The organism is Aquabacterium sp. (assembly GCF_049274795.1).
Classification (GTDB): domain Bacteria; phylum Pseudomonadota; class Gammaproteobacteria; order Burkholderiales; family Burkholderiaceae_C; genus Aquabacterium.
Genome location: NZ_JBASTH010000014.1, coordinates 1 through 25,060 on the forward strand (window position 1 = coordinate 1; position 25,060 = coordinate 25,060).

23 protein-coding genes are annotated in these 25,060 nt (G+C 66.6%); 17 read left to right on the forward strand and 6 right to left on the reverse strand.

Annotated features, from left to right (window positions below; genetic code table 11):
- Together WAQ08_RS01625 and WAQ08_RS01630 are read right to left on the reverse strand one after the other, a co-directional pair.
- Nucleotides 1-696, reverse strand: a 696-nt coding sequence (locus tag WAQ08_RS01625; protein WP_422188890.1) for an SLC13 family permease, incomplete at its 3' end; no start/stop codon positions are given.
- Between the two features lie 3 nt (nt 697-699).
- Complete coding sequence (locus tag WAQ08_RS01630; RefSeq protein ID WP_422188891.1) at nt 700-1,755, reverse strand: patatin-like phospholipase family protein; 1,056 nt, start codon at nt 1,753-1,755, stop codon at nt 700-702.
- Between the two features lie 163 nt (nt 1,756-1,918).
- On the opposite strand from WAQ08_RS01630, the gene WAQ08_RS01635 reads away from it, so the two are divergent.
- Complete coding sequence (locus WAQ08_RS01635; protein WP_422188892.1) at nt 1,919-2,332, forward strand: CidA/LrgA family protein; 414 nt, start codon at nt 1,919-1,921, stop codon at nt 2,330-2,332.
- On the forward strand, nt 2,329-3,042 hold the full coding sequence (locus tag WAQ08_RS01640) for an LrgB family protein (protein ID WP_422188893.1): 714 nt from the start codon (nt 2,329-2,331) through the stop codon (nt 3,040-3,042). The genes WAQ08_RS01635 and WAQ08_RS01640 overlap by 4 nt, the downstream gene beginning before the upstream one ends.
- Nucleotides 3,043-3,085: 43 nt before the next feature.
- Here WAQ08_RS01640 and WAQ08_RS01645 read toward each other — a convergent pair whose 3' ends face one another.
- Together WAQ08_RS01645 and WAQ08_RS01650 are read right to left on the reverse strand one after the other, a co-directional pair.
- Nucleotides 3,086-4,189 carry an alkene reductase gene (locus WAQ08_RS01645; RefSeq protein ID WP_422188894.1) on the reverse strand — a complete coding sequence of 368 codons (1,104 nt, stop codon included), beginning with the start codon at nt 4,187-4,189 and terminating at the stop codon, nt 3,086-3,088.
- 168 nt (nt 4,190-4,357) lie between these two features.
- Complete coding sequence (locus tag WAQ08_RS01650; protein ID WP_422188895.1) at nt 4,358-4,951, reverse strand: TetR family transcriptional regulator C-terminal domain-containing protein; 594 nt, start codon at nt 4,949-4,951, stop codon at nt 4,358-4,360.
- Nucleotides 4,952-5,146: 195 nt separating this feature from the next.
- Here WAQ08_RS01650 and WAQ08_RS01655 point away from each other — a divergent pair, with 195 nt between their 5' ends.
- The 3 genes from WAQ08_RS01655 (at nt 5,147) to WAQ08_RS01665 (ending at nt 9,180) form a co-directional block, all read left to right on the forward strand.
- Nucleotides 5,147-7,444: a putative bifunctional diguanylate cyclase/phosphodiesterase gene (locus WAQ08_RS01655; RefSeq protein ID WP_422188920.1), complete on the forward strand. Its 2,298-nt coding sequence runs from the start codon at nt 5,147-5,149 to the stop codon at nt 7,442-7,444.
- A gap of 135 nt (nt 7,445-7,579) precedes the next feature.
- A complete protein-coding gene (locus tag WAQ08_RS01660) occupies nt 7,580-8,389 on the forward strand; it encodes a PIG-L deacetylase family protein (RefSeq protein ID WP_422188896.1) in 810 nt (269 codons plus the stop codon).
- A 110-nt stretch (nt 8,390-8,499) separates the two neighbouring features.
- Nucleotides 8,500-9,180 carry an alpha/beta hydrolase gene (locus WAQ08_RS01665; RefSeq protein WP_422188897.1) on the forward strand — a complete coding sequence of 227 codons (681 nt, stop codon included), beginning with the start codon at nt 8,500-8,502 and terminating at the stop codon, nt 9,178-9,180.
- Between the two features lie 33 nt (nt 9,181-9,213).
- Here the strand turns inward: WAQ08_RS01665 and WAQ08_RS01670 are convergent, their stop codons facing one another.
- Both WAQ08_RS01670 and WAQ08_RS01675 read right to left on the reverse strand, forming a co-directional pair.
- Nucleotides 9,214-11,031 carry a diguanylate cyclase gene (locus tag WAQ08_RS01670; protein WP_422188898.1) on the reverse strand — a complete coding sequence of 606 codons (1,818 nt, stop codon included), beginning with the start codon at nt 11,029-11,031 and terminating at the stop codon, nt 9,214-9,216.
- A gap of 243 nt (nt 11,032-11,274) precedes the next feature.
- Nucleotides 11,275-11,952: a hypothetical protein gene (locus WAQ08_RS01675; protein ID WP_422188899.1), complete on the reverse strand. Its 678-nt coding sequence runs from the start codon at nt 11,950-11,952 to the stop codon at nt 11,275-11,277.
- 283 nt (nt 11,953-12,235) lie between these two features.
- Here WAQ08_RS01675 and tssA point away from each other — a divergent pair, with 283 nt between their 5' ends.
- From tssA to tssH, 12 genes are all read left to right on the forward strand, one after another.
- On the forward strand, nt 12,236-13,312 hold the full coding sequence (gene tssA, locus WAQ08_RS01680; protein WP_422188900.1) for a type VI secretion system protein TssA: 1,077 nt from the start codon (nt 12,236-12,238) through the stop codon (nt 13,310-13,312).
- Between the two features lie 116 nt (nt 13,313-13,428).
- Nucleotides 13,429-13,926 (forward strand): type VI secretion system contractile sheath small subunit, encoded by a 498-nt coding sequence (gene tssB, locus WAQ08_RS01685; protein WP_422188901.1) that lies wholly within the window; start codon nt 13,429-13,431, stop codon nt 13,924-13,926.
- Between the two features lie 18 nt (nt 13,927-13,944).
- Entirely contained in the window at nt 13,945-15,435 is a 1,491-nt protein-coding gene (gene tssC, locus WAQ08_RS01690; protein WP_422188902.1) for a type VI secretion system contractile sheath large subunit, read from the forward strand.
- Nucleotides 15,436-15,477: 42 nt separating this feature from the next.
- Nucleotides 15,478-15,984 carry an Hcp family type VI secretion system effector gene (locus WAQ08_RS01695; protein WP_422188903.1) on the forward strand — a complete coding sequence of 169 codons (507 nt, stop codon included), beginning with the start codon at nt 15,478-15,480 and terminating at the stop codon, nt 15,982-15,984.
- Nucleotides 15,985-16,098: 114 nt separating this feature from the next.
- Complete coding sequence (locus WAQ08_RS01700) at nt 16,099-16,635, forward strand: type VI secretion system tube protein Hcp (protein WP_422188904.1); 537 nt, start codon at nt 16,099-16,101, stop codon at nt 16,633-16,635.
- A 43-nt stretch (nt 16,636-16,678) separates the two neighbouring features.
- The gene (locus WAQ08_RS01705) at nt 16,679-17,278 is read left to right on the forward strand and encodes a type VI secretion system tube protein Hcp (protein ID WP_422188905.1); all 600 of its coding nucleotides are present in this window, start codon (nt 16,679-16,681) and stop codon (nt 17,276-17,278) included.
- A 41-nt stretch (nt 17,279-17,319) separates the two neighbouring features.
- The gene (locus tag WAQ08_RS01710) at nt 17,320-17,904 is read left to right on the forward strand and encodes a double zinc ribbon domain-containing protein (RefSeq protein WP_422188906.1); all 585 of its coding nucleotides are present in this window, start codon (nt 17,320-17,322) and stop codon (nt 17,902-17,904) included.
- 37 nt (nt 17,905-17,941) lie between these two features.
- A complete protein-coding gene (locus WAQ08_RS01715) occupies nt 17,942-18,805 on the forward strand; it encodes a type VI secretion system accessory protein TagJ (RefSeq protein ID WP_422188907.1) in 864 nt (287 codons plus the stop codon).
- Complete coding sequence (gene tssE, locus WAQ08_RS01720; protein WP_422188908.1) at nt 18,798-19,352, forward strand: type VI secretion system baseplate subunit TssE; 555 nt, start codon at nt 18,798-18,800, stop codon at nt 19,350-19,352. The genes WAQ08_RS01715 and tssE overlap by 8 nt, the downstream gene beginning before the upstream one ends.
- A gap of 61 nt (nt 19,353-19,413) precedes the next feature.
- Nucleotides 19,414-21,282: a type VI secretion system baseplate subunit TssF gene (gene tssF, locus WAQ08_RS01725; RefSeq protein ID WP_422188909.1), complete on the forward strand. Its 1,869-nt coding sequence runs from the start codon at nt 19,414-19,416 to the stop codon at nt 21,280-21,282.
- 2 nt (nt 21,283-21,284) lie between these two features.
- Entirely contained in the window at nt 21,285-22,346 is a 1,062-nt protein-coding gene (gene tssG / locus WAQ08_RS01730) for a type VI secretion system baseplate subunit TssG (protein ID WP_422188910.1), read from the forward strand.
- Between the two features lie 18 nt (nt 22,347-22,364).
- Complete coding sequence (gene tssH / locus WAQ08_RS01735; RefSeq protein WP_422188911.1) at nt 22,365-25,055, forward strand: type VI secretion system ATPase TssH; 2,691 nt, start codon at nt 22,365-22,367, stop codon at nt 25,053-25,055.
- Nucleotides 25,056-25,060 lie beyond the last annotated feature (5 nt).

Here is a 25,060-nt window from a genome sequence, read left to right on the forward strand (position 1 = left end):
CTCGCGCACCAGTGGGTCGTCGGCCGTGGCCTGCGGCCGGGAGCCCGGGCGGTAGCCTTCACCGGCCAGCCGCGCGATCTTCTGCGCGCGGGCCAGCCACCACAGGCCGCAGGCCAGCATCACGGCCGCGGCGATGACGCCCAGGCCGGGCGCCGCAAAACCCGTGGTGCCGAAAAAGGGCATGGGGATCGCGTTCTGGATCGCGGGCGTGCCGGGCAGGGCTGTCATCGTGAAGGTGGAGGTGCCCAGCGCGATGGCGGCAGGCATCAGGCGCTGCGGCAGATCCGCCGCGCGGAACACGGCCTGGGCCATGGGCGCCAGCACGAAGAAGGCCACGAACAGGCTCACGCCGCCGTAGGTGACGAGCGCCCCGGCCAGCACCACGGCCAGCACCACGGCCAGCATGGCGCGCTCGGTGCCCAGCGTCTCGGTCATCCAGCGGGCGATGCCCTGCACCGCGCCGCTGTCGTCCATCAGCTTGCCGAAGATGGCGCCCAGCAGGAACAGCGGGAAGAACTGCGCCATGAAGCCGGCGGCGGCGGTCATGAAAGTGAGCGTCCAGTGCGCCAGCAACGGCTCGCCCGAGAAGGCCGCGGCCACCAGGGCCCCGGCAGGCGCCAGCACCAGCACGCTCCAGCCGCGGTACGACAGCCAGGCCAGCAGGCCCAGCCCCATCACGATGCCCAGCAATCCCATCTTTCAGATCCCTTCCAGCAAGGCGGCCAGGTCCATCGAGGAGCGCTGGCCCAGGTCGCCGCCGTGTTCGAGCAGGAAGATGTCGGCGGCGTGCCGGCCTTCGTCGCGCAACATGCAGAAGAAGGGCCACTCGGCCAGCATCTTCGACGAGGCGCTGAGCGTGTCCATGGCCGTGGTGTCGATGCGGTGCATGCGCATGCGCGCCCACAGCGCCCCTTCGCTGTGGCCCGGGTCGGCCACCTGCTGCAGCACGGCGATCATGCGCAGTTCCTTGAGCAGCGGCGCGTTGAACGAGAGTTCGTTGATGCGGTCGTTGATCTCGCGGGCGCCGCGCGGCAGGCCGGCCGTCTCGACCGGGTTGATCTGGACCAGGATGGTGTCGTCGGCGCCGCAGTCGCGCACCAGCGGCGTGATCGTGGGGTTGCCGGCGTAGCCGCCGTCCCAGTAGGCCTCGCCATCGATCTCGACCGCATGGAAGACGCTGGGCAGGCAGGCCGAGGCCAGCAGCACGTCGGGGCTCAGCTCCGCGTTGCGAAAGACCCGGCCGCGCCCCGTGCGCACATTGGTGGCCGTGACGAAGAGCTTGAGCGGCGACGTGGCCACGGCCTCGAAATCGACCGTGGCCTCGATGATGCGGGCCAGCGGGTTGGCGCCACGCGGGTTCAGGTCATAGGGCGACCACAGGCGAGCGGCCAGGTCCAGCGCCTGGTAGAAGGGCGATGAATCGAGCGACCAGCGGCCCAGCATCATGTCCAGCGGGCCGCGCCGCAAGGGGCTGAGCAGCGCGGCATCGGCCACGCGGCCCCAGAAGTCGGCCAGGGCGGCCTGGGCGCCTTCGCGGCCACCGGGGGCCCAGCCGCTGGCCATCACGGCCGCGTTCATCGCGCCGGCCGAGGTGCCGGAGATGCCTTCCAGCTCCAGCCAGGTCTCGTCGAGCAGGCGGTCGAGCACGCCCCAGGTGAAGGCGCCATGCGAACCTCCGCCCTGCAGGGCCAGGTCGACACGCACAGGCGCGAGCGTGCTGGGTGCCTTGTTCGACGTCGCTGCCTTCCTGGCCATGCCGCCCCGTGCTTGTTGCGTTGCAGCAAAGTCTACGGGCGGGCGTCGTCTTTGGCGAGGGGCGTGCCGCTGGTGGCCTGGGCTTTGAGGACATGCCCGAGGACGCTCCCTGGGTTTGGGGTAAACACTTAGAATTGAGCGTTGACCGTAGTACCTGCCTGCCATGCTCAAGCCCTCGACCGCCGTGCCCGCCCTGATCCAGGCGGGCTTTTTCATTGTCGTGTGGTGGGCCTGCGATGCGGTGGCCGGGCTGCTGCACCTGCCGCTGCCTGGCGGCGTGGTGGGCCTGATCGTGGTCACGGCGCTGATGCTGGCCGGCTGGCTGCCCCATGGGCGCATCGATGCGGGCGCCAAGCTGCTGCTCGGCGAGATGCTGCTGTTCTTCACGCCGCCGTTGATGGCCGTGCTGAACCACCCGGAGCTGCTGGGCTGGACCGGCCTGAAGCTGGCCGCGATCATCGTGCTGGGCACGCTGGGCGTGATGCTCGCCGTGGCGGCCGTGGTCGAGCGCGCGATCCGCTGGGAAGGTGGGCGCGGCGCGAAGGGATTGCCCGAGCTGCCGGAGGCCCAGCGATGAGCCATCCCGCCTTGCCGGCCGCGACGCCGCTGTGGATCGGCCTGGTCTGGCTGCTGACCACGGTGCTGCTCTATGTGGGTGCCAAGCGCCTGTTCCTGCGCCGCCCGCGCATCTGGCTGTCGCCGATCCTGGTGACGCCCATCGTGCTGCTGGCGCTGGTGCTGGCCACGGGCACCACCTACGAGGCCTACTGGTCGCAATCACGCTGGCTGACCTGGCTGCTGGGGCCGGCCACGGTGGCTTTCGCGCTGCCGATCTACCAGCAGCGCCATGTGATCGCGCGCTACCCGCTGACGCTGGCGGCGGGCGTGGTTACCGGTGTGGTGGTGGGCGTGGGCAGCTCCTGGCTGCTCTCGCTGTGGCTGGATCTGCCACGCGAGGTGATGCTGACCTTACTGCCGCGCTCCGTGTCGTCACCGTTTGCGATGCCGGCGGCTCAGGCGCTGGGCGGTCAGCCCGAACTGGCGGTGCTGGCCGTGCTGGTGACCGGCGTGTTCGGCATGCTGGTGGGGCAGGGCTGGCTGTGGTGGGCGGGCATCCGCCACCCGGTGTCCGAAGGCGCGGCCTTCGGTGCGGGCGCCCACGGCGTGGGCACTGCCAAGGCCTGGCAGATGGGCCCTCAGCAGGGCGCCATCTCCAGCCTGGTGATGATCTTCTCGGGCGTCGTGCTGGTGCTGCTGACGCCCTTGCTGGCGCGGCTGGTGGCTTGAGCGCCACCGGTGCCGCGCTTTAGCTGATCATCTGTTCACGGGCTCAGGCCAGGGCCGGATAGTCCGTGTAGCCGTGCGGGCCGACGCCGCCGTACAGGGGCGCGTCCTTGAACAGCTCGTTGAGCGGCGCGTTTTCCTTGAAGCGGCGGGGCAGGTCGGGGTTGGTGATCATCAGGCGGCCGAAGGACACCAGATCGGCCTTGCCGCTGGCAATCGCCTCGTTGGCCATGGCCTTGTCGTAGCCGTTGTTCACCATCCAGACGCCGCTGTAGAGCTTGCGGATGGCTTCGTAGTCGAACGGGGCGTTGTCACGCGGGCCGCCGGTGTGGCCTTCGACCACGTGGATGTACACGGGCTTCAACTTCTCCAGTTCGCGCACCACGTGTTCGAACAGGGGCTGCGGATTGCTCTCGTTCGAATCGTTCACGGGCGAGACGGGCGACAGGCGCACGCCTACCTTGTCGGCGCCGATCTCGGCGATCACGGCGGCCATCACTTCCAGCAGGAAGCGCGAGCGGTTCTCGATGGAGCCGCCATATTGGTCGGTGCGCTTGTTGGAGCCGTCGCGCAGGAAGGCGTCCAGCAGGTAGCCGTGCGCGCCGTGGACCTCGATGCCGTCGAAGCCGGCCTCGATGGCCTGGCGGGCGGCGGAGCGGAAGTCAGCGACGATGCCGGCGATCTCGCTGGTCTCCAGCGCGCGGGGCGTGGAGGTGTCCACATAGCCCTGGCCGGGGATGAAGGTCTTGGCCTGGGCGCGGATGGCCGAGGGCGCCACGGGGGCTTGCTCGCCCGGCTGGAAGGCCGTGTGCGACATGCGGCCGGTGTGCCACATCTGCAGGTAGATGTGGCCGCCGCGGGCGTGTACTTCATCGGTCACCTTGCGCCAGGCGGCGATCTGCTCGGGCGAGTGCACGCCGGGCGTGGCGACATAGCCCTGGGCCTGGGCCGACACCTGGGTGGCCTCGGCGATGATCAGGCCGACCGAGGCGCGCTGGGCGTAGTACTCGATGGTCATGGGGCCGGGCACGTTGCCGGCCTCGGCGCGGTTGCGCGTCAGCGGGGCCATGGCCATGCGGTTGGACAGCGTGATGTTGCCCAGCTTGAAGGGCTGGAACAGCGGCTCTTGGGTTTGCTCTTGGTTGGCCATTCGAAAACTCCGGTGTGACTGAGGTCGTAAATCGGACGGGTGGTGAAAGCCGCTTTGATCGGGGTCGACAAGGCGGCAGGAAGCCGGGCGGCCTCCTCGGGAGAAGCCGCCTGGGTATTTCTTGGATCGGGGTGGTGGGAGCGAACTGGTGGTGTCGTGGCCCTGGGCTCACGGCAGGAAGAAGTCGTCGAGCAGCAGGCGGATCACATCGCGCAGGGGCTGCACGTTGCGCACGATCTTGCTGCGCAGCACGGCACCCTCCCAGGCGTCCCAGAAGAAGTTGGCCAGGGTCCGGGCATCGACATCGCGGCGCAGTTCGCCGGCCTGCTGGGCCTGCTCGATCAGGCCGGCCATGCGTTCGCGCCAGTCATCGAGCACCGTGGCCAGCTCGATGCGGCAGGGCTCGCTGGCCTCGGCCACCTCGGCGGCGAAGTTGCCCACCAGGCAGCCCTGGCAGCCCTGGCCTTCGTGGTGGGCGGTGAACTGTTCGAACACGTGGTGCAGGGTGCCCAGCGGCGAGGCAGGCGCATCTTTCAGGCTGGCGTTCCAGGCGGCGGCCATCCACTTGCCGTAGTTGCGCAGCACCTGGGCGGCGAAGGCCTCTTTGCTCTCGTAGTGGTTGTAGAACGAGCCCTTGGGCACGCCGGCCTGGTCGGTGATCTGCTGGATGCCGGTCGCGTTGTAGCCGTTCTGCTGGAACAGGGCATAGCCGGCCTCGGCCAGTCGGCGCGGGATGTCGGTGGGGTCGGCGGTGCGGGGCATGGGCAAACTATATGACCAGTCGTCTTAAAACGATGGCGCTGCTTGCAAGCCAGAGTAGAGCGTGGGGTTAATGGCCCGCACAGGGCGCCGATAACGACGTAGGCGCCGCTTTGGCACCCGGGTTGCACGTGCCCGATGCCACGCGTCCACCCCCGAGCGGCGCCACGCACGCACGAAAAGAGGCTGTCGTTGAGCGTGTTCCGATCGATCCATCAGACCTTGACGGTCGACCGTCAGATGCCCATGGACATGCGCCATTGGCGCGAGCGTCTGCTGTCGACCATCCTGGCGGTGGTGCTGGTGCTGGGCTCGGTGGCCGCGGTGCCCAGTGCGATCCTGGCCTTCCACCAGGGGCACCCCTCCGTGGCGGTGATGGATGTGCTGGCCCTGGCCTGGGTGGCTTTCGTGTGGCGCCGCCGCACGCTGGATTACCGCCTGCGCGCCTGGAGCCTGCTGGGCCTGATGTACATGGTTGGCCTGTGGCTGATGCTCACGGTGGGGCCAGTCAGCCAGATCTACCTGCTGGCTTTCCCGGCCATGGCGGCCCTGTTGCTGGGCATGCGGCCCGCGCTGCTGGCGCTGGTGGTGAGCGCGCTCACGCTGCTGGTGCTGGGCTGGCTGGTCGATGCGCGCTTTCCGACGCCGGGCTTCGATGATCAGCCCCTGGTCAAGTGGACGGTGGTCACGGTCAACTTCGCCTTCGTGGGCGCGATGATCACGCTGTCGTGCGCGGCGTTGCTGGCCGGGTTGGACCGCAGCCTGACACGCCACCGGCAGATCGCCGACTCGCTGAGCCTGGCCAACCAGGAGCTGCACCTGACCAGCGCGGCCGCAGCGCGCATCAACGACCTGGTGATGATCACCCTGCGTGAGCCGGACAGCCCGGCGGGTTCGCGCATCGTCTTTGCCAACGAGGCCTTCCTGCGTCGTACCGGCCACGCGCGGGAACAGGTGCTGGGCCAGCCCCATGCCTTGCTCTACGGGCCGGACACCGCGGCCGAGGACCGTCAGCGCATCGACCAGGCCGTGCGCGCCGGAGAGCCCATCCGCATCGAGCTGGTGGTGCACGACCGCGCCGGCGGTGCCTTCTGGCTGGAGCAGGACATCACCCCCATCCTGGACGAGCAGGGCGAAGCCCGCCACGCCGCCTGGGTGGCCCGTGACATCGGCCAGCGCAAGAAGGCCGAGGCGCTGATCTGGCAGCAGGCGCACTACGACAGCCTGACCGGCCTGCCCAATCGCCAGTTGTTGCGCCAACGACTGGAGCAGGCTCTGGCTGCCAGTGCGGCCGATGGCCATGTCGTGGCGCTGATGTTCATCGACCTGGACCACTTCAAGGAAGTCAATGACACCCTGGGGCATGACCTGGGCGACCTGCTGCTGACCGAAGCGGCGCGCCGCATCCGCCAGTGCGTGGGCGACTCGGACACCGTGGCGCGCCTGGGCGGTGACGAGTTCACCGTGGTGATCCCGCGCGTGTGCGACATGGAGCGTGTCGACCACGTGGCCCGCCAGATCATCGACCTGCTGGTGCAGCCTTTCCGCTTGCGCGGTGAGCGCGCCTATGTATCGGCCAGCATCGGCATCACCCAGGCCCCGCAGGACGGCACCGACATCGAAGCCCTGCTCAAGCAGGCCGACCAGGCCCTGTACGCCGCCAAGGACGCGGGGCGCCGCCGCTTCTGCCACTTCACGGCCGAGATGGAGGCCGCGGCCCGCCTGCACATGCGCGTGGCCACCGACCTGCGCACCGCGCTCGGCGATGGCCAGCTCAGCGTGCACTACCAGCCCATCGTCACGCTGGCCACGGGCGAGGTGCACAAGGCCGAAGCCCTGCTGCGCTGGCGCCATCCGGTGCTGGGCCCGGTCGGCCCGGCGGTGTTCATCCCCATCGCCGAATCCAGCGGCCAGATCGATGAGATCGGCGATTGGGCCTTTCGCCAGGCGGCGGGCCAGGTGCTGCGCTGGCGCTCGCTCTTTCATGCGGACTTTCAGGTCAGCGTAAACAAGTCGCCTCTGCAGTTCCGTGACAGCGACGCGCCGCGGCTGGACTGGGCGGATCACCTGCATGCCATCGGGCTGCCGGGCAATGCCTTGTCGGTGGAGATCACCGAGGGCTTGTTGCTGGACTCCAGTGACGAGCTGTCACGCCAGTTGCAATCCCTGCGTGATGCGGGCATGGCGCTGTCGCTGGATGATTTCGGCACCGGCTACTCCTCGCTGTCCTACCTGCAGCACTTCCCGATCGACTTCCTGAAGATCGACCAGGCCTTCGTGCGCGATCTCAAGCCCGGCTCGACGGCGATGGTGCTGTGCCGCGCCATCGTGGCCATGGCCCATGACCTGGGCATGACGGTGATTGCCGAAGGGGTGGAGACCGCCGAGCAGTGCGCCCTGCTGGCCAGCGTCGGCTGCGACCACGGGCAGGGTTATCTGTTCGCCAAGCCCATGCCCGCCGACGAGTTCGAACGCTTTCTGCGCGCCACGCTGTGATCCAGACGGTGCATGCGTGTAGGGCGGTGTAGGACATGCCCGACACGCGCATGCACCATCGGCTGATGGGCAAGATGACATGCGCCCGCGAAGATCACCCGGGTTCGGTAACCCTGGCTGCATCGGGAGAGGCGCATGGCTGTCGTGTTGGAAAGATTCGAATCTGCGGCGGCCGCCCGGCCTGTGCAGATGACTGCGCCGGTGCGCCTGGAGGGCCGCGGCACGCCTGAAGCAGCGTGGCGGCAATGCCAGCACCTGGGCGCCTTGCCGCCCGTCACGGTCGAAACGCTGGTGCCCCTGGGGCGACGCGCTGTGATCGTCTCGCCTCACCCGGATGACGAGGTGCTGGGCGCAGGCGGGCTGATGGCCCTGCTGGCCCGCCAGGGCCGCGAGGTGCTGGTGGTGCCGGTCACCGATGGTGCGGCCAGCCACCCTGGCTCACGCCGCTGGACGCCGGAGCGCCTGGCGCAGGAGCGCCCGATGGAAACCGTGCGGGCGCTGGCGCTGCTGGGGCTGTCGCGCATCCAGCTGCACCGCCTGGGCCTGCCGGATGGCCACCTTGCCGATCTGGAAGCGCCCATGACCTGGGCGCTGGTGCCCCAGTTGCGACCCAGCGATGTGGTGATCACCACCTGGCGCCATGACGGGCACCCGGATCACGAGGCCACCGGCCGCGCCTGCGCCGCCGCGTGCGCCCAGGTGGGCGCCACCTTGCTGGAGATGCCCATCAGCGCCTGGCACTGGGCGCGCCCGGGTGATGCGCGTCTGCCCTGGGCCCGTGCGTGCCGCCTGCCGCTGTCACCCGATCTGGAGCAGCGCAAGCGCCTGGCGGCCCGCGCCTTCGCCACCCAGACCCGTCCGGATCCGTCCAGCCAGATGGGGTGCGCCTTGCCCGCGGCCACGCTGGCCCGCGTGCTGCGGCCTTACGAGGTGTTCTTCCGTTGACGAGCATGTGAGGTGCTTGCGGCTGAACAGGGGCACGAGAAGACCAGTGGAAGAGCCCGTTAGCATGTAGGCCATCGGCGGCCGTTGCCGCCGGCCAACAGACCCGCACCATGCCACTCGAGACCCTCGACATCGACCCCGACCCCGGCGTTCCGCCCGCCGCCACCATCATCGTGCTGCACGGCCTGGGCGCCGACGGCCATGATTTCGTGCCCATCTGCGACGAACTGGACCTCTCCAGCATCGGGCCGATCCGCTTCGTGTTCCCCAACGCGCCCGTGCGCCCCGTCACCATCAACGGCGGCTATCCCATGCGTGCCTGGTACGACATCCTGGCCATGGGCGGCCGTGGCCCCGAAGACGAAACCGGCCTGCGCCAGTCCGTGGTTGACATCGAGGCGTTGCTCGCGCGCGAACAGGCCCGCGGTGTTCCGGCCTCACGCACCGTGCTGATGGGGTTCTCGCAAGGTTGTGCCATGTCCCTGCTGGCGGGTCTGCGCCACGGCCATCGTCTGGCCGGTATCGTCGCCCTGTCGGGCTACCTGCCGCTGGCCGACACGCTGGCCGCGGAGCGCAGCACGGCCAATGCCGACGTGCCCGTGTTCATGGCCCATGGCCGCCACGACGACATCGTCAACATCGCCCGTGGCCAGCAGGCCCGCGAGGCGCTGACCGGCCTGGGCTACAAGGTCGAATGGCACGACTACGCCATGCCGCATTCGGTCTGCCCGGAAGAGGTCGCTGACCTCAACGACTGGTTGCTCAAGGCACTGGCGCCCGAGGCCACCTGAGCGGCAGGGCAGGGGCCGCCAGCGGCTCGCCTCTCAGCTCGCCATCGTCCGGTTGCGCCCGCCCCGCTTGGCGCGGTAGAGCGCCTGGTCGGCGCGCTCGATGGTCTGGTCCAGCGTTTCCTCGTAGCGCTGCTCGGTCAACCCGGACGAGAAGGTCACGCGCAGCCCCGCCACCGTGTCCGACATGGGCGCGGCGTTGATCACCTCGCGCAGGCGCTCCAGGCCGGCTTCGGCCTGGTCGAGCCTGCAGTCCGTGAGCATCAGCAGGAACTCCTCTCCGCCCCAGCGCGCGATCACATCCGAATCGCGCATCACCGACTGTGCCTGCTGCGCGAAGTGCCGCAGCACCTCGTCGCCCACGCCGTGGCCGTGTGTGTCGTTCACGTGCTTGAAGTGGTCGATGTCCAGGATGCCGATGCAGAAAATCCTGCCACCCTGGTCGCTGAACTTCTTCTGCAACGACAGCGTCTCCATCATGTGGCGGCGGTTGAACAGCCCCGTGAGCTCGTCACGCGTGGCCAGTGTCTGGATGCGTGAGAGCGCCTCGGCCAGTTCTTCCTTGCGCGATTGCAGGCGGTGGCGCAGCGTGCTCAACTGGCCTGACAGCACCGAAATGGTCGGCAGCGAGGTGCAGGCGAACAGGAAGTTCACCATCTCCTGGCGCGCCGGAAAGCGCTCGGGCGCCAGGGTGGCCATGAACAGCATCGTCAGCCCCTGGGCGCACAGTGCGAAGAACGCCGCCATCCGTGTCTGCTTGGCCGTCAGGTTGAACATGCCGAACATCAGGATCAGGGCCAGCAGGATCAGCGCGGCGCCACGTGATTCGCCCAGGATCGCGTAGGACCAGACCACGCAGACGAGCGCCACCATGATCTGCGGCAGCGTGAGCGACGGATCCGCGAAATGCAGGTTCAGGCCACTGCGCAGCAGGGCGTAGAACACCCCCACGTTGGCCATCATGAAGCAGCCCAGCCACCAGCCGGAGGCCTCGCTCACGGCGCCGGTGCTCACCGCATAGGCCAGCACGATGGTGCAGATCACGAAGTTGGCTGCCGCCATCATGTAGCGCTGGATGCGCAGGCGCTGCTTGGTGTCGTGGGTGAACAGCATCACCCCCAGCGCGTGCAGCACGCCGGAGCTTTCCTCGGTGTCGCTGGCCGTGTACTGCCACAAGGTGACCACCACCACGGCCACCAGCATGAAGCGCAGCAGCTCGTTGCCCATGTCGTGGGCCTTCGGGTCATGGTGCACCAGCCAGATCATCACGCAACCCATCAGGGCCAGCACGTAGCCACTGAGCAGCCGCACCTTGGCCGGCCGCAGGTGCCGGAAGCCGAACAGCAGCACCGGGGCCAGCAGCACCAGCACCACATCGCGCAGCGGCCCGCCGAAGGTGTACATCCAGGCCGTAATGGTGGCCGGCAGCAGCATCTGCGGCATGGTCAGCGCCGGGTCGGCGAACTGGCGGTTCAGCCCGCTGCGCAGCAGGGCGTAGAACACCACCGTCATGGCCATCGTCACCGCAGTGACCTGCAGCACGGGCCCCTGGGGCAACCAGCCTTGCTGCGCCGCCAGGTTGATCAGCACGGCGAAGACGGCGTAGCTGAGGGCGCCGCGCAATGAGCGGCGTGTGCGCAGGCGCTGCTTCCAGTCATGGCCCAGGATCAGGCGCGCCAGGGGGCCCGCGGGGCGCAGTGATTCGGGGTGTGGCGCCTGGCTGGGCGGTGGCGCCACGGCAGGCGCCGCGCCCTGCGGCGAAAGGCCGCCCGGGGCTTCTGTGGAGACACCGTGGATCGCCTCCGGCGCCCCCACCACGGTCAGGTGCTTCTTGGATGTATTTATTACTGCCATGGGCACTATGTCGGCGACACGTGAAACCTCTTGATCCGGGGAATCCCGGGGGTGGTGCGTGCCGCGTGTGCCATTCAAGGCAAAACGGGCCGGTGGAATGATCCGCCGACCCGCCTGCGCAAGGAAAAACCTGGTGTGTCTGCCCCCCAACGGTGACCGATGGCAAGGCCCAGGTGGCCGGCCGGGCAGGGAGGTCGCCCGGCGCGGGATCCATGCCCCGAAGGGCGGTGGCTTTGCGATCGTTCAGAAGCGGTAGCTGGCACCCAGGCTGAGTTGGGGCACCACGCGCACCTTGGCCACGTCGTCGCGCAGGTCACGCACCTCGCGGTCGATGTCGGCCTGCTGCACGCCATAGGAGGCCAGGTTCGTGTCCACGTCCAGCTTGGCCTTGCCGATGGAGACGCCCAGGTCGGCGATCAGGCCCCAGCCGGGCTCGCGCCGGTGGTGGCCCCAGCCGATACCGACGTAGGGGGTGACCTTGGGGATCTTCACGTCGGCGTTCAGGTACTCGTTGCCGGTGGCGATGTAGTTGACGCCGCCCACATTGATGGTGCTGCCGGCGGGCATGTTCGAGCGCAGCTTGAGCGACATGTCGTTGACGGTCAGGCCGCCGGTGAGGCGAAAGCCGCTGCCGCGCGCCGGGAAGTAGTCGGCGAACAGCCCTACGCGGGCCAGCTTGAGCTTGCTCCGGTAGTTGATGCCTTCGCGCTCGCCGTCCTTGTTGTGGCTGCCCAGGGTGGCGTAGTCAGCCCGCAACACCAGGTGCTCGTTGACGGTCTGGGCATAGCCGCCCAGCACCCCGGGAAAACCCACGGCGCCATACGCTTCGCCAGCCTGGGCCGAGGTCATCAGGCCGCCAGACAGCAAGGCGGTGGACAGCAGCAGCGGGGCGCAGCGCAGAAGAAGGTTCAACGAGGGCATGGCGTGCTCCTTGGCGTTTGACGTGGGCCGGAAAGCGCCACTGTAGAAGCCGTACGCCGGCCAGATCGCCGGATAAGGGCGGGTGCTGCGGGTGCTTTTTTCAGGCTGTTGTTTCCTGCCCAGTCGCGTCCGTGGGGGCTCGTCTCCTAAACCGTAGGATTGACCCTCTGCCGGGCTGACCACACCATGCGAGCCATGCCACCAAGGCATGTTCACAACGCAGCGCTACAGTCCAGCGGTTCCCAACGCATTTTTGCCATCCAACCATCAAGCACGGCCAACCATGAGTGACAGCGCTGCCCAAGTCGATGCCTGGCTGGAGCCACTGGGAGATCCCTCCTGTGGCGAAGACCTGGAATACGACAACGATTTCCTCGAGCTGAACAAGGCTGCCGAAGGCAAGCCCGAAACCCAGTTCTCGTCTGCCGAGCCGCCCGACTGGGGTGGTGTCAAGGACAAGGCTGAAGAGCTCTTCAGCCGCACCCGCGACATCCGCGTGGCCATTCTGTGGGGGCGTGCCCTGCTGCATCGCGAGGGGCTGTCGTCCCTGCCGCATACCCTGCGGCTGCTGCGCGAGCTGCTGGAGCGCTACTGGGATGACGTGCATCCCAAGCCCGATCCGGATGATGGCGATCCCTACGCCCGCCTGAACGTGCTGTCGCAACTTGAAGACAGTGCCGGCCTGCTGGGCGATGTCCGCCAGTCGCTGGTGTTCCGCAGCCGCGCGGTGGGCCAGCTCACCGTGCGCGACATCGAAGTGGCGCTGGAGAAGATCCCGGCACGCGAGGACGAGTCGCCCATGAGCGCGAGCTCGGTCGAGCAGATGCTGGGCGCGGCCATCGCCGAGGACGACACGCTCAAGGACCTGGGCCAGCGCACGACCAGCGAACTCGACGCCCTGATCAGCCTGCTGCAGGACCGCGTCGGCTACGGACGTGCACCGTCGTGCGACACGCTCAAGGACATGGTGGCCGGACTGGTGCGTGTCACGCCCCAGGAGGGCGGCGCGGAGAGCGGCGACGACCTGGACCTCGACAGCCTGCTGGGCGACCTGGGTGGTGGCGACAGCGGTGCTGACGAGTCCAGCAGTGCACCGCGTCGGGGCAGCCGTGGCGGCGGCCTGGGTGATTCGATCGATTCCCGCGAGGATGCGATCAAGGCCATCGACCTGGTGTGCCAGTACCTGGAGCGCACCGAGCCCACCAGCCCGGCTCAGTTGCTGTTGCGTCGCGCCCAGCGCCTGATCGACAAGAACTTCCTGGAACTCGTCAAAGAACTGGCGCCCGATGCGCTGGGCGAGGTGGCCAGGATCATGGGGGTGGATCCCGATACCGTGGCCGGAGGCGGCGGTGGTTATTGAGCCCTTTTTGGGGTCCCCCTAAGATTTAGGGACCCCTTTAGAGGGGTCTCACGGCCTCGCGCCGGTGTTGTAATGTGGTTCGTTGAGCTTAACGGTCATTGAAACGGAGTCATTCCATGAGCGGACAAAAGTTTGTATCGCGCAATCGCGCGCCCCGCGTGCAGATCGAATACGACGTCGAGTTGTACGGCGCCGAAAAGAAGGTGCAGCTGCCCTTCGTGATGGGCGTCATGTCCGACCTGTCGGGCAAGCCCGAGGATCCCCTGCCCGCCGTGGCCGATCGCAAGTTCCTGGAGATCGACGTCGACAACTTCGACGCCCGCATGAAGTCCATGAAGCCCCGTGTGGCTTTCCAGGTGCCCAACACCCTCACCGGTGAAGGCAACCTGCCCGTGGACATCACCTTCGAGAACATGGATGACTTCTCGCCGGCCGCCGTGGCGCGCAAGGTCGAGGGCCTGAACAAGCTGCTGGAGGCCCGTACCCAGCTGTCCAACCTGATCACCTACATGGACGGCAAGACCGGTGCCGAAGAACTGATCAACAAGGTGCTGAACGACCCGTCGCTGCTGCAGTCGCTGACGGCCACTGCCAAACCGGCTGACGAGCAATAAGTTCAGGAGTAAATACACATGGCTGAACAGCAACAAAGCTCGGCGCTGGCAGGCGTCACCCTCGAAGGCAACGAATTCACCTCGCTGCTGCAGAAGGAATTCAAGCCCAAGACCGACGAAGCCAAGGGTGCCGTCGAGCAGGCGGTGCAGATCCTGGCCCAGCAGGCTCTGGCGCACACCAACATCATCAGCGCCGATGCGGTCAAGTCCATCGAGGCCATGATCGCCGCGATCGACAAGAAGCTCTCCGAGCAGGTCAACCTGATCATTCACCACGAAGACTTCCAGAAGCTGGAGTCGGCCTGGCGCGGTCTGCACTACATGGTGAACAACACCGAGACCGACGAGCAGCTCAAGATCCGCGTGATGAACATCAGCAAGCAGGATCTGGCCAAGACGCTCAAGCGCTACAAGGGCACGGCCTGGGACCAGTCCCCCCTGTTCAAGAAGCTGTACGAAGAAGAGTACGGCCAGTTCGGTGGCGAGCCCTTCGGCGCCCTCGTGGGCGACTACTACTTCGACCACACCCCGCCCGATGTCGAACTGCTGGGTGAGATGGCCAAGATCGCCGCGGCCGCCCACTGCCCCTTCCTGTCGGGCACCAGCCCGGCCGTGATGCAGATGGAATCGTGGCAGGAACTGGCCAATCCGCGCGACCTGACCAAGATCTTCCAGACGCCCGAATACGCCGCCTGGCGCTCGCTGCGCGAATCCGACGACGCCCGCTACCTGGGTCTGTGCATGCCGCGCTTCCTGGCGCGTCTGCCCTACGGTGCCAAGACCAGCCCCGTCGAAGAATTCGATTTCGAAGAAGAAACCAACGGCGGCGACCACAGCAAGTACGGCTGGGCCAACGCGGCCTACGCCATGGCCACCAACATCAACCGCTCCTTCAAGGAATACGGCTGGTGCTCGCGGATCCGTGGTGTCGAGTCCGGCGGCGCGGTGCAGAACCTGCCCACGCACACCTTCCCGTCCGACGACGGCGGCGTGGACATGAAGTGCCCCACCGAGATCTCGATCTCCGACCGTCGCGAGGCCGAACTCTCCAAGAACGGTTTCCTGGCGATGATCCACCGCAAGAACTCCGATTTCGCGGCGTTCATCGGTGGCCAGTCGCTGCAAAAGCCTGCCGAATACGACGATCCCGATGCCACGTCCAACGCGGCACTCGCGGCGCGTCTGCCCTACCTCTTTGCCACCTGCCGCTTTGCTCACTACCTCAAGTGCATCGTGCGGGACAAGGTGGGTTCGTTCAAGTCCCGCGACGCCATGGCCTCATGGCTGAACGACTGGATCTTGAACTACGTGGACGGGGATCCGACCAACTCGACCGAAGTCACCAAAGCCGAACGCCCCCTGGCGGCGGCCGAGGTGGTGGTGGAAGAGGTGGAAGGCGCTCCCGGCTACTACTCGTCGAAGTTCTTCCTCAAACCTCACTATCAACTTGAGGGCCTCACGGTTTCTCTGCGGCTTGTCTCCAAACTGCCTTCTGAGAAGAAGGGCTGATCAAGCCATCATTCGTTAACACTGACCAACTAGGAGTCAATCATGCCGGGTAATGCATTCATCAAATTCGCAGGCGTCGACAAGGGCGAGTCGTTCCAGGAAAACTTCCATGGCGACCAAGGCTGGATCGAGATCGGTGACTGGAGCTGGGACATCGAAGCCGAGTCCAGCTTCCTGAAGGGTGGCGGCGCGGCCGTGGGCAAGGCCACGCCCGGCGTGTTCAGCTTCTCGCACTACTTCGACAAGGCCTCGCCCACGATCATGCGCAACATCGTCAAGGGCGTGCACTTCGCCACTGTCGAAGTCGTGATGTGTAAGCAGGTCGGCGATGCCGATGGTCTGCCCAAGCAGTTCTTCCAGATCATCATGAAGGACGTGTTCACCACCAAGGTCTCGACCAAGGGCGGCGAAGACGGCGGCGTGAGCCAGGACGTCGAAATGGTGTCCAAGTCCATCGCCATCAACTACAAGCCCCAGGACAACAAGGGCAAGCTCGGCGGCGACATGCCGTTCGAGTGGGACATCGCCGCCAACAAGATCATCAAGTAAGCACGGTCTTGCGGATGACGCGGTCCGGGGGCTTCCTCATATCGAGGGGCTCCCGGATTTGTTCATTGTGTCGACGGCTTGCCGTCAGCCAGTTAACCTTCACGGTGGTGCATCATGGGCTGGAGCCAGATATTCCTGAAGATCTCGATCGACGGCCTGGGTACCGACGGTATCGGTGAGAGCGAAGTGGCCGGCTACGAAGGCCAGATCATCTTGGCCGACTTCGATTGGTCGATGAAGGGCCATGACGTGATCAAGGGCACGGGGGCTTCACGCACGGTGACCCGGCGTGTCAACAGTGAAACGGTGTCCGTCACCAAACGCTTCGATGCGGCGTCCGTCACCCTGATGACCGCCATGCGGGAGCGCAAACGCGTCAAGTCGGCGGCCATCACAGTGGCGCACGGCTTTGCCTCGGGCAAGGCCGATGGGGGCTTGAGGAATGCCTTCATCCTGGAGCTGCTTGACGGCTACATTGAAGAGATCGACCTGGATCTGGTCAGCGACGGCAAGGCCATGGTCTTGCAGGAAGAGCTGACCATCCGCTACTCCAAGCTCAACATCAAGGTGTTCGAGGTCGACGTGAATGGCCGCTACACACCCAAGTGCAGCACCTTCCAGTGCGATGTGCAAAGCCAGACGCTCGCCTGATCCGGTGTGGATGGTCTGATCAATGAGGTGACGGAGGCAAACGATGGAATACGCAGAGGTTTACCTGGCGCTGACGGGGGTGACCGGCGACTCTCAGGCCGAAGGCCACAAGGGCGAGATCGAGCTGTTCGACTGGGCCTGGGGCATGGAACTGGCCGATCAGTCGCCCACCGGCAAGAATGAGGATCGCCAAGCCGAAGGCAAGATGCTGGAGATATCCAAGGCGGTGGACAGCGCCAGTGTGCCAATGATGAACCTGCTCAAGAGCGGGCAGACCAGTGCCAGGGCCACGCTCACCATCCGTCAGCGCATGCAGAGGGAAGTCGAGCTCAAGCTCGCCCTGACCAGCGTGCGTCTGATGTCCTGCAAGCTCAATGTCAAGACCGACGACATGGAGGTCGTGCTGGACGAGGACTGGACCCTGACCTACGACAAGATCGAGGTGCTTTACAAGAGCGACCACGGCAACAAGGGGCAGAAGGTCTTTTCGCTGATCACGCCGCCAGGCATCGAGCAATCCGAGCCTGCGCGCCTGAGTTCCGTGGACAGCGGCAGCCCAGGAGATGATGAGCCCCGCTTCACCAAGCAGGACATCATCGACATCATCGAAGAGTACCTGAAGAAGCACCCACAGAAGAAGTAAGCCACCCTCAGCCACCACACCAGGGCCCGACCATGATCCGGATGAAGAATTACCGAGACTTGAGCAGCACGGCGAGCGACGTCGGCGCGGGTTTCCAGTTCGAGTTCTACTGCCAGTGCTGCGACTTCAACTGGCGCAGCCCGTTCAAGCCTCATCGCATGGGGCAGCTCACGGGATGGCTCACGCGGCTGACCTTCCTGATGACCGACCTCAACAAGGCGGGCAAGGCCACCAGCGCCATGTCGATGGCGGGTGGGCGGGCGGCCCATGAGGAGGCTTTCGAGGCGGCGCAGGCCCAGGCACAGCGCTATTTCACCCAGTGTTCGGAGTGCCGCAACCAGGCCTGTGAAGAATGCTGGAACGAGGAGCGCGGCCTGTGCAAGACCTGCATCAACAAGCAGGTGCGACCGGGTTCGGCCTCCGCGGGCTATGGCGGCGCTTACGATGAAGGGCAAGGTGGCGGCGGCGCCCTGGCCTGCCCGAACTGCCAGACGCCCTCCGGCGGTGGGCGTTTCTGCCATGAATGCGGCTTCGACATGGCCAGCACGCACAAGAGCTGCCCAGGTTGTGGCAGTGTGATGCCCCGGGCCTCGCGCTTCTGCACCGATTGCGGCCACGGTTTCTGAGTCTTCCCCTACACCCGATCAACCAGAGAGCTGACCGATGTCCGAACCCCTGGCCCAAGCCGAAGCCACCCTGCGCGCTGGCGATCCTCAAGGCGCCCTGCAGCACCTGACCGCGGCGGTCAAGGCCAAACCGGCCGATGCACGCCTGCGCATCTTCATGGCCCAGCTGCTGTGCGTGCTGGGGCAGTGGTCACGCGCGCATACCCAGCTCAATGTGGTGGCCGATCTCCTGCCTTCGGCCGGCCCGATGCGGGAGATGGTCGGCCATGCCCTGCGCTGCGAGCTGCTGCGTGCCGAGGTGTTCGCCGGCAAGCGCGCGCCCATGGTCTTCGGCCATCCGGATCCCTGGCTGGCCAAGCTGATCGAATCCCTGCTGCAAGCGGGGCAGGGCAATGCCGCGCTGGCCGACGAGCTGGCCGCCAAGGCTTTCGATGAAGCCCCGGCCGTGCCCGGAGCCATTGACGGCGAGGCCTTCGAATGGATCGCCGATGCCGATTCGCGCCTGGGCCCGGTGCTCGAGGCCTTCGTCAACGGCAAGTACTACTGGATTCCGTTTTCGCGTCTGAGCCGCATCTCTTTCGAGCAGCCGCAGGATCTGCGCGACATGGTCTGGACCCCGGCCTACCTCACCTTTGCCAATGGCGGTGAGGTGGTGGCGGTGATCCCCTCGCGCTATCCCGCCACGCACGACAGCGGTGATGCGCAGCTGCTGCTGTCGCGCAAGACCGAATGGCGCGAGATCGGCACCGACCGCTGGGCAGGCCTGGGCCAACGCGTGTTCAGTTCCAACCTGGGTGATCACGACCTGCTGGCTGTGCACCTGATCGAGCTGCAGCCGCCGCCTGACGAAGGCGACGAGGGTGGCGATGGCGGTGACGCCAACGAGGGCGGCCATGGCTGAGCTGACCTCGCAGGAACGGCTCCAGCCCTCCTTGCTGGACCGGCTCACCGATGCGGACCCGGGCAACAAGAGCGAATCGCTTGATGCCCGCGTCCTGTCGCGCCAGCAATTGCGTGCGGCCGTTCTGCGGGATCTGTCGTGGCTGTTCAATGCCAACCGGGCCGAGCCCTCGCGGCGCACCAACGCCAAGCAGCACCGGCCAGCCTACATCGACGAAGAGGTCGCGCGCTGGAAGCAGGCGCCGTTTGCGCAGCATTCGGTGCTGAACTACGGCGTGCCCTCCTTCTCTGGCGAGGCGGTGGGCCGGATGGACCTGCGTGCCATCGGCAATGACGTGAAGCAGGCCATCCTGGATTTCGAACCCCGCATCGATCCGGACACCCTGGAGGTGGAGGCTCAGATCGACGGTACGCTCTACAGCCATCACAACCAGCTCAAGCTGGTGATCCGCGGACACATGTGGAACCAGCCTGTGCCCCTGGAGCTGTTGCTCAGCGCGTCGATGGATGTGGAGACCGGGCAGGCCAGTGTTCGTGATATGAGGTGATGCGTGTCATCGATGCTCTGAAGACCTGAGATCACGCCAACACCAGCCACACCGCCCGACCATGGATCCCCGACTCCTTCGCTACTACAACCAGGAACTGCGCTATCTCCGTGAGATGGGCGCCGAGTTCGCGCGCGAGTTCCCCAAGATCGCCTCGCGCCTGGGCATCGAGGGCCTGGAGGTGGCCGATCCCTATGTCGAGCGGCTGTTGGAAGGTTCGGCCTTCCTGGCCGCGCGCGTGCACCTGAAGCTCGATGCCGAGTTTCCGCAACTGTCCCAGCGCCTGCTGGACATGGTCTGCCCGAACCTGTCGGCCCCGATCCCCTCGATGATGGTGGTGGAGTTCCAGCCCAAGCCGGATCCGGGTCTGCTGGGCGGTTATGGCTTGCCGCGAGGCTCTGCCCTCATGGGGCCAAGCACCTCGGTGAGCGCCACGCGTTGCGAGTTCCGTACGGGGCACGACGTCACGCTCACACCGATCACGGTGCGTTCGGCCGAATACTTCATCAACGCGGCGGACCTGTCCCTGTCCAGTCTGCCGCTCAAGGACCGTCCCCGCAGTGGTGTGCGCATCCGTCTGGGGCTGCCCGATGGGCTGCAGTTCACCCAGTTGACGCTGGACCAGCTGCGCTTCTACCTGGGGGGCTTGCAGGATGTGGCCTTCCGACTGCAGGAGCTGGTGCTGGGGGCTTGCACAGGCGCCATGCTGGGCCTGCCAGGGCGAGCCGGCGAGGGCACGCGCGTGTGGCTGGATCGTGAGGCGGTGCAGCCCGTGGGCTTCGGGGATGACGAGGCGCTGTTGCCCGTCACGCAGCGCGGCCTGTCGGGCACGCGGCTGATGCAGGAGTACTTTGCCTTTCCCCAGCGCTTCATGTTCTTCGACGTGCGCAAGCTGGCGGCGGGTTTCGCGGCCTGCCCGGGCAACGAGTGCGAGCTGGTGCTGCTGTTCTCGCGCCAGGGCGAGGGGCTGGAGGGCGTGGTCGATGCCGGCAATTTCGCGCTGCACTGTGCCCCGGCCATCAACCTGTTCCCACACCGGGCCGACCGCGTGCAGGTCAACGACAGCAGCTTCGAGTTCCACGTGGTGCCTGAGCGCTCGGCCCCGACCGACTACGAGGTGTATTCGCTGCAAACGGTCGAGGGGGTGACCCAGACCAATGAGCAGGTGGCCTTCTACCCCTTGTTCGCCACTCCGCACAGTGCCCCGTCCGGGCACCAGGCCTACTGGAGCACGGTGCGTGAGCCGCGCCTGCCATCGGACAAGGTGCGCCGTGAAGGCGCTCGTTCAGGCTATATCGGCTCCGAGGTCTTCATCTCCCTGGTCGATGCCCGGGAGTCGCCCTTCCCGCAGACCTTGCGCCAGCTGTCGCTGCAGGCGCTGTGTACCAACCGCGACCTGCCTGTGTTCATGCCGGTGGGCGGTGGTGCGGGCATGACGCTCGAGACCGCCGCGCCCTTGCAGGGCATCCAGGTGCTGGCCGGGCCGTCGCGTCCGCTGAGTTCGTTGCGCGAGAACGCCGCCGCCTGGCAACTGCTGAACCTGCTGTCCGTGAACCACCTCTCGCTGATCGACACGGATGCCGAGCAGGGCGCCCAGGCCTTGCGGGAGCTGCTGCAGCTGTTCACCATGGCCTGCGATCCGGCCACCCGCCGTCAGATCGAGGGCTTGCGCCAGGTCCGCACCAAGCCCGTGGTGCGCCGCCACCCGGTGGCTGGCCCGATCGCTTTCGGGCGTGGGGTGGAGGTGCAGCTGACGGTCGATGAACTGTCCTTCGAGGGGGGCAGCGCCTTCCTGTTCGGCTCGGTGCTGCACCAGTACCTGGCGCGGCATGTGTCGATGAACAGCTTTGTGCAGACCTCGCTGCAGTCGCTGGCGCGTGGTGAGCTGATGCGTTGGCAGCCCGGCCTGGGTGCGAGGCCCGTGCTGTGAGCGTGTCCCACGACACCCTCAGCGAGGCGGGCCTGCGCGCCGCCAGCCAGGCGTTGGCCCAGGCCCTGTGGGCGCGCCTGCAGGAGCGCCCCTATGATTTCGACCTGTTCCAGGCGATGCGCCGCATCGAAGGGGCCTACCCGCACCTGCCACGTCTGGGCACGGCCTCGCGCCCGCAGGACGAGCCCGTGCGCTTCGCCCAGGAGGCTGCGCTCAACTTTGCACCTGCGCCCATCACCACGACCCAGGCCGGCCCGGCTGGCACCATGCGGCTGGTGCAGCGCGTGTTCGGCTTCCTGGGGCCCAATGGCGCATTGCCCATCCACCTGACCGAGTACGCGCGCGAACGCGCCATGCACCACGGGGACATCACCCTGCAGCGTTTCCTGGACATGCTGCTGCACCGTTTCGGCCTGCTGTTCTACCGGGCCTGGACACGCACGCAGCCCGCCGTGCTGCTGGACCGTGCCGACGACGCCAGTGTCGAGCGCTGGCTGGGCGCCTTGTTCGGATTCGGCGGTGCGGCCTTCCGTGGCCGTGATGACCTGCCTGACCACGCCAAGCTGTTCTATGCCGGCCGTCTGTCTCGCGGGGTGCGCGATGCCGACGGCCTGCGCGCCTGGATCCAGGTGCAGTACGACGTGCCGGTGCGGGTGGATCAGTTCGCCGGTCACTGGATGCCACTGGCCGATGAGGAGCGCTCGCGCCTGACGCGCCACGGCCAGCAGGGCCTGGGGCGCGGCGCCGTGCTGGGCCGCCAGGTGTGGGACGTGCAGCACAAGTTCCGCGTCGTCATCGGGCCCTTGCGCCTGGCGCAATACCGCGAGTTCCTGCCGGGCGCGAAGGGCCTGGCATCGCTGAAATCGCTGGTGCGTCAGTACGTAGGCTTCGAGTTCGAGTGGGACGTGCAGCTGATCCTGCACCGCGATGATGTGCCGGCATGGTCCCTGGGCAAATCGCCCGTGGCCGGCGCGCTGGGCCGCAGCAGCTGGATGAACCAGAAGCAGCGCCGGCGTGATGCGGCCGATCTGATCATGAACGTAGAACATCTTTCTCTTGCGTAAATCTTCTAGGAGCAAGCCATGAGTGAAATCAGCCGGGTGGCCCTGTTTGGAAAGCTCAATCCCCTGGGCTACAAGGCCATCGAGGGGGCGACTGTCTTTTGCAAACTGCGCGGCAATCCATACGTGGAATTGATCCACTGGATCACGCAGCTGCTGCAGAACAACGAGTCCGATGTGGACGCCATCGTGCGCCACTACGCGCTTGACTCGGCCGTGCTGGCCAAGGACGTGACCACGGCGCTCGATCGCCTGCCGCGCGGCTCGACCGCCATCTCGGATTTCTCCGAGCAGATCGAGGCCGCCATCGAGCGCGGCTGGGTCTATGGCACGCTGAAGTACGGCGACAGCCAGGTGCGCACCGGCTACCTGCTGCTGGGCATCCTGCGCACCAACACGCTGCGCAACGCGCTGCTGGCCATCTCGCGCCAGTTCGAGAAGGTCAAGGTCGATGACCTGGCCGAGAACTTCGACAAGGTCTGCGGCGGCACGGCTGAAAGCCGCATGGGCGCGCAAGACGGCAGCGGCCTGAGCAGCGCTCAGCCCGGCTCGGACCAGGGCGCCATCGCCCCGGCCGCCATGGGCAAGCAAGAGGCCCTGAAGAAGTTCACGGTCGACCTGACCGAGAAGGCCCGCAAGGGCGAGATGGACCCGGTGACCGGCCGCGATGACGAGATCCGCCAGATCGTCGACATCCTGATGCGCCGCCGCCAGAACAACCCCATCCTGACCGGCGAGGCCGGCGTGGGCAAGACGGCCGTGGTCGAGGGCTTCGCTCAGCGCCTGGCCCGCGGCGACGTGCCGCCCCAGCTGAAGGAAGTCTCCCTGCTGAGCCTGGACATCGGCCTGCTGCAGGCCGGCGCCAGCATGAAGGGCGAGTTTGAGCAGCGCTTGCGCCAAGTGATCGATGAGGTGCAGGCCTCGCCCAAGCCCATCATCCTGTTCATCGACGAAGTGCATACCTTGGTGGGCGCGGGTGGCGCGGCCGGCACCGGCGACGCGGCCAACCTGCTCAAGCCTGCCTTGGCGCGTGGCAACCTGCGCACGGTAGGTGCCACCACCTGGGCCGAGTACAAGAAGTACATCGAAAAGGACCCGGCCCTGACCCGCCGCTTCCAGGTCGTGCAGGTGCCCGAGCCCGACGAGGCCAAGGCCATCCTGATGCTGCGTGGCGTGGCCACCGTGCTCGAGAAGCACCACCGTGTGCAACTGCTCGATGAAGCGATCGAAGCCGCCGTCAAGCTGTCGCACCGCTACATCCCCGCGCGCCAGTTGCCCGACAAGGCTGTGAGCTTGCTGGACACCGCCTGCGCCCGTGTGGCCGTGAGCCAGCACGCCACGCCGGCCGAGGTGGAAGACGCCACCCGCCGCATCGAGGCCCTGGAGATCGAGATCGGCATCATCGACCGTGAAGCCGCCGTGGGCGTGGACGTGGGCAGCCGCCGCACGGATGCATCCACCGCGCTGGACGCCGAGAAAACCCGACTGGCCGGCCTGGACGCTCGCTGGAAGGAAGAAAAAGCCCTGGTCGACAAGATCCTGGCCCTGCGCGCGCAACTGCGCGGTGGTGACAAGCCCGTGGATGGCCAGGCCGCCGAGGCCGCCACGCTGGACGACGCCCAGCGCGCCACCCTGCTGGCCGAACTGAAGGCCGAGCAGGAGAAGCTGACCACGCTGCAAGGCGACACGCCGCTGATCATGCCGTCGGTGGACGCGCACGCTGTCGGCGCCGTGGTGGCCGACTGGACCGGCATCCCCGTGGGCCGCATGGTCAAGAACGAGCTGGAGACCGTGCTCAAGCTGGGCGAGGCCCTGGGCAAGCGCGTGATCGGTCAGCAGCACGGCCTGGACATGATCGCCAAGCGCATCCAGACCTCGCGCGCCCGCCTGGACAACCCCAACAAGCCCATCGGCGTGTTCATGCTGTGTGGCACCTCCGGCGTCGGCAAGACCGAGACCGCGCTGGCGCTGGCCGAGGCCCTGTACGGCGGCGAGCAGAACGTCATCACCATCAACATGAGCGAGTTCCAGGAAGCTCACACGGTGTCGACGCTCAAGGGCGCGCCTCCGGGCTACGTGGGCTACGGCGAAGGCGGCATCCTGACCGAAGCCGTGCGCCGCCGCCCCTACAGCATCGTGCTGCTCGATGAGGTCGAAAAGGCCCACTCCGACGTGCACGAGATGTTCTTCCAGGTGTTCGATAAGGGCTCGATGGAAGACGGCGAAGGCCGCTTCATCGACTTCAAGAACACGATCATCCTGCTGACTTCGAACGTGGGGTCGGAGCTGATCATGAACATGTGCAAGGATCCGGAGCTGTCGCCCGATCCGGATTCGCTGGCCACCGCGCTGCAAGAGCCGCTGATGAAGGTGTTCCCGCCTGCGCTGCTGGGCCGCATCGTCACGATCCCGTATTACCCGCTGTCGGAAGAGATGATGGGCAAGATCGTGCGCCTGCAGCTCAACCGCATCAAGCGCCGCGTCGAAGAGAACCACCGCATCCCGTTCAACTACTCGGACGACGCGGTCAAGCTCATCGTCAAGCGCTGCGACAACCCCGAGGCTGGCGGCCGCATCATCGACGCCATCCTCACCAACACGGTGTTGCCCAAGATCTCGATCGAGTACCTGGGCCGCACCAGCCGTGGCGAGTCGTTGGGCAGCGTGACGCTGGGAGCCGCCGACGGCGACTTCACCTACGAGTTCGGCTGAGTACC